At 62.9% G+C, this 2,977-nt stretch carries 3 protein-coding genes; all 3 read left to right on the top strand.

Going from position 1 to position 2,977, the window contains the following annotated elements; all coding sequences use genetic code 11:
- Positions 1 to 897 (top strand): ABC transporter permease (locus EN925_RS39835; RefSeq protein WP_164894484.1); only part of this gene is annotated, 897 nt, incomplete at its 5' end.
- On the top strand, positions 894 to 1,703 hold the full coding sequence (locus EN925_RS30340; RefSeq protein ID WP_082826529.1) for an ABC transporter permease: 810 nt from the start codon (positions 894 to 896) through the stop codon (positions 1,701 to 1,703). The genes EN925_RS39835 and EN925_RS30340, both read left to right, overlap by 4 nt.
- Positions 1,700 to 2,878, top strand: coding sequence for a M20 aminoacylase family protein (locus EN925_RS30345; protein ID WP_063168762.1), 1,179 nt, complete (start codon positions 1,700 to 1,702; stop codon positions 2,876 to 2,878). The genes EN925_RS30340 and EN925_RS30345 overlap by 4 nt, the downstream gene beginning before the upstream one ends.
- Positions 2,879 to 2,977: the final 99 nt, after the last annotated feature.

Raw genomic sequence — 2,977 nt, forward strand, 5'->3', positions numbered from 1 at the left:
GTCATCAAGACGGCAAAGGATGCGGCCGACGGCAAGCTGACTATGCGTCCCGTGCGCGACGAGGTGCTCTCCAAACAGGCCGGCTGGAAAAATATCGATCTCTGGCAGGTCATCGCGCGTCAGCAAAGCGCGCGAACGGACTATTATCTGCTTGCGAGCCTTGACCTGAAGCGAGGCGCGGACAATTCGATCGAAGCCATTTCAGCCGATCGCGCCATCTTCGTCGACGCGCTGCTGCGTACGATCTGGATCACCATCGTGGTGACCGTGATCTGCGCGGTGCTCGCCGTGCCGCTGGCGCAGGCAATTGTCAGCGCGCCGCCGGCCTGGTCGAAGCTCATGTTCGCGCTGATCCTGTTTCCGCTCTGGACATCGCTGCTGGTGCGCACCGTCATCTGGATCATCGTGCTGCAGAAGAACGGACCCGTGAATTCCACGCTGCTTGGCCTCGGCATCGTCAGCGAGCCGCTCAATCTCATTTACACACGCTTTTCACTCTACGTGGCAATGGTTCAGGTTCTGCTGCCCATGATGGTGCTCTCCGTCGTCGCCGTCATGCGGCGGGTTCCGACCACCTATATGCGCGCGGCACTGTCACTGGGCGCGCCGTGGCTCACAGCGTGGCGCTGCGTGCAGTTGCCGTTGATCCTGCCAGGAATCCTGTCCGGCGGGGCGATCGTTTTTGTCTTCGCACTCGGCTACTACATCACCCCGACGCTTGTCGGCGGGCCGACCGACCAGATGATCTCCAGCTACATAGCGTTCTACACGAACAGCACACTGAACTGGGGCATGGGTGCAGCGCTTTCGTTGCAACTGCTGATGATCCTCGTCCTGTTTGCATTCCTGTTCTGGACGGCGTCCGTCCTCTTCCGCCGCAAGGCGCATGTCGCATGAGCGCCGACCGCTTCCGGAAATGGCTGATGTATGCCTATGCGGCGACATTGCTGGCGTTCATCATCCTGCCCCTGCTGATCGTGATCCCCATGTCGCTGACCTCGAGCAACTCGCTGGCGTTTCCGACGCCGGGCTGGTCGCTGCGCTGGTATGCCGAACTGTGGGTCGACCAGCGCTGGCCGACCGCGCTGTGGAACTCGGTCGTCATCGCGCTGTCCACCACGGTTCTGGCGCTGCTGCTCGGCATACCGGCGGCGATCGGGCTCGCCTGGGGCGATTTTGCCGGCAAACGGATCCTCTATGCGATCATCGCCGCGCCCTTGGTGACGCCGGTCGTCATTGTCGGCGTCGCGGCCTTTTCATTCTTCGCCACACTGGGACTCGTTGGCAACAAGCTATCGATCATTCTGGTGCATACGGCCATGGCCGTGCCTGTGATGCTGACGACTGTCGTCGCCAGCCTTTCGACCTTCGACCGGACGTTGGTTCGCGCGGCGGCATCGCTCGGCGCCGGCACCATGCGCACATTCTTCAAGGTAGTGCTGCCGCTGATAGCGCCGGGCGTCATTACAGGGGCCATCATCGCCTTCATCATCTCTTTCGACGAAGTCGTCGTCGCAAGTTTCCTCTCGACGGGCGCAGAGCGAACCTTGCCTCGCATGATATTCTCCGGGGTGCGCGAGTCCATCAGTCCCGCCATCGCGGCCGTCGCCGTGCTGCTGATCGCTTTCTCGGCAATCCTGCTTGTGGTCATCGCCATCCTGCAGAGCCGCTCACAAACTCTTCGCGCAAAGGCATCGGCATGAGACTGGTACCCTCGGTGCAGCAACTAGAGACAGAGATGACGGCCTGGCGGCGGCATCTGCATGCCAATCCAGAACTCGGCTTCGAAGAGTTCGAGACGGCACGTTTCGTGGCGGACAAACTGCGCTCGTGGGGCATCGAGACGACCGAAGGTGTCGGCCGCACAGGCGTCGTCGGCACGCTCAGGGGCAGGCTCGGCGCTGGTCGCAGCCTGAGCATTCGCGCCGATATGGACGCCCTGCCGATGACCGAGGCGCGGCCGCTGCCGCATGCGTCCCGCGTCCCCGGGAGGATGCATGGCTGCGGCCATGACGGCCACACGACAATGCTGCTCGGCGCAGCGTCAGCACTTGTTCGCTCGCCCGACTTCGCCGGCACGGTGCATTTCATCTTCCAGCCGGCCGAGGAGGGTCGAGGTGGGGCGCTTGCCATGCTGGATGAGGGCCTTTTCCAGCGTTTCCCCTGCGATGAAGTTTACGCGCTGCACAATTGCGAACGGCCGCTCGGCGAGATCGCCGTCCACCGCGGAACGGTGGCCGCGGCGGCCGATCGCTTCGAGATCGTCGTCCACGGCAGGGGCGGCCATGCGGCGACACCGCATCTGGCGATCAATCCACTCCCCATCGCCGCGCGCATCCTGCTCGCAATCGAAGCCCTGCCCGGCCGCCTGACCGATGTGCACGCTCCGGCAATCGTCACCGTTGGCAGCCTGCGCGCAGGCGAAGCCTTCAACACCATCCCCGATACGGCGTTTCTGACCGGCACCGTGCGCACCTTCGACCATCAGGTTCAAAAGACGCTGGAGACGGCAATCCGCCGCATCGCGAAAAACGAGGCTGAAGCTTTTGGCGCCAGCGTCGACATTCTCTATGAAACGCCCTTCGCGCCGACGATCAACACCCCGGCGCAAGCCGATGCGATGATCGCGATTGCGAACGAGGTGATGGGACCGGAACGTCTCGTCGTCGATCCGCCTCCCGAGATGGGCTCGGAAGATTTCTGCTACATGTTGGAACAGCGGCCGGGCTGCTATTTCTTGCTCGGCCAGGCCGACGATGCGCATCAGGCTGCGGCTCACGACACCAACTACGACTTCAACGACGCAATCCTGCCGATTGGCGCCAGCCTTTGGGTCAGGCTGGTGGAGCGCCGCCTGTCGGCCAGAGGCGCATCGTGATGCAACTGACGGAAAAGGACATTGTTTGGCGAAGCCATTGGCTGCGGCAGGTCCTGCCCGGGGACCCAGACCTTTCGCCTCCGCTCGAAGAGGCAACGC

Source organism: Mesorhizobium sp. M7A.F.Ca.US.006.04.2.1, assembly GCF_004022915.1.
In the GTDB taxonomy this organism is placed as follows: domain Bacteria; phylum Pseudomonadota; class Alphaproteobacteria; order Rhizobiales; family Rhizobiaceae; genus Mesorhizobium; species Mesorhizobium ciceri.

Excerpts from the sequence above, each read along its gene's own strand:
- EN925_RS30340 (WP_082826529.1), top strand. The coding sequence starts at position 894 with ATGAGCGCCGACCGCTTCCGGAAATGGCTGATGTATGCCTATGCGGCG.
- EN925_RS30345 (WP_063168762.1), top strand. The coding sequence starts at position 1,700 with ATGAGACTGGTACCCTCGGTGCAGCAACTAGAGACAGAGATGACGGCC.